The organism is Actinoplanes couchii (assembly GCF_016862075.1).
GTDB classification, from domain to species: domain Bacteria; phylum Actinomycetota; class Actinomycetes; order Mycobacteriales; family Micromonosporaceae; genus Actinoplanes; species Actinoplanes couchii.
The window spans coordinates 1-519 of record NZ_BOMG01000201.1 but is presented as its reverse complement, the minus strand read 5'-3'; the positions used below and the strand labels follow the sequence as shown (position 1 = coordinate 519).

Annotated in this window: 1 protein-coding gene; it reads right to left on the bottom strand. The window is 67.2% G+C overall.

Annotated features, from left to right (window positions below; translation table 11 throughout):
* Positions 1-47: 47 nt before the first annotated feature.
* Positions 48-519: fasciclin domain-containing protein (locus tag Aco03nite_RS52485; protein ID WP_203810805.1), on the bottom strand; the 472-nt coding region annotated here is incomplete at its 5' end.

Here is a 519-nt window from a genome sequence, read left to right as displayed (position 1 = left end):
GCCCGCCGCGACGATCCCGCAGATCGCCCCCCGCAGACGGCGTCCCATCAGCTCTTCGGCATCAGGACGGAGTCGATGATGTACACGTTGGCGTTCGCGGTCTGCACGTTGCCGCACACCACCGACGCCTTGTCGGCGCCGACCTGGAAGTCCTCGCCGCTGCCGGTGACGGTCACCTCGTCACCCTGCAGCGTCTTGTGGGTACCGGCCAGATCGGACGGAGTCAGCTTCCCGGGCACCACGTGGTAGGTGAGGATGCTGGTCAGGGTCTTCTTGTCAGCCAGGACCTTGTCCAGATCCGCCTTCGGGATCTTGCCGAACGCGTCGTTGGTCGGCGCGAACACGGTCACCCCGTCAGCGGAGTTCAGCGAGTCGACCAAGCCGGCCTTCTTCACCGCCGTGACCAGGGTCGACAGCAGCGGGTTACCGGAGGCGGCGGTGGCCACCGGAACCTTGCCCATCGACTCGAAACTGCCCGCGTTCGCCGGGTCGGTCGGCACCGCGGAACAACCCGGACCG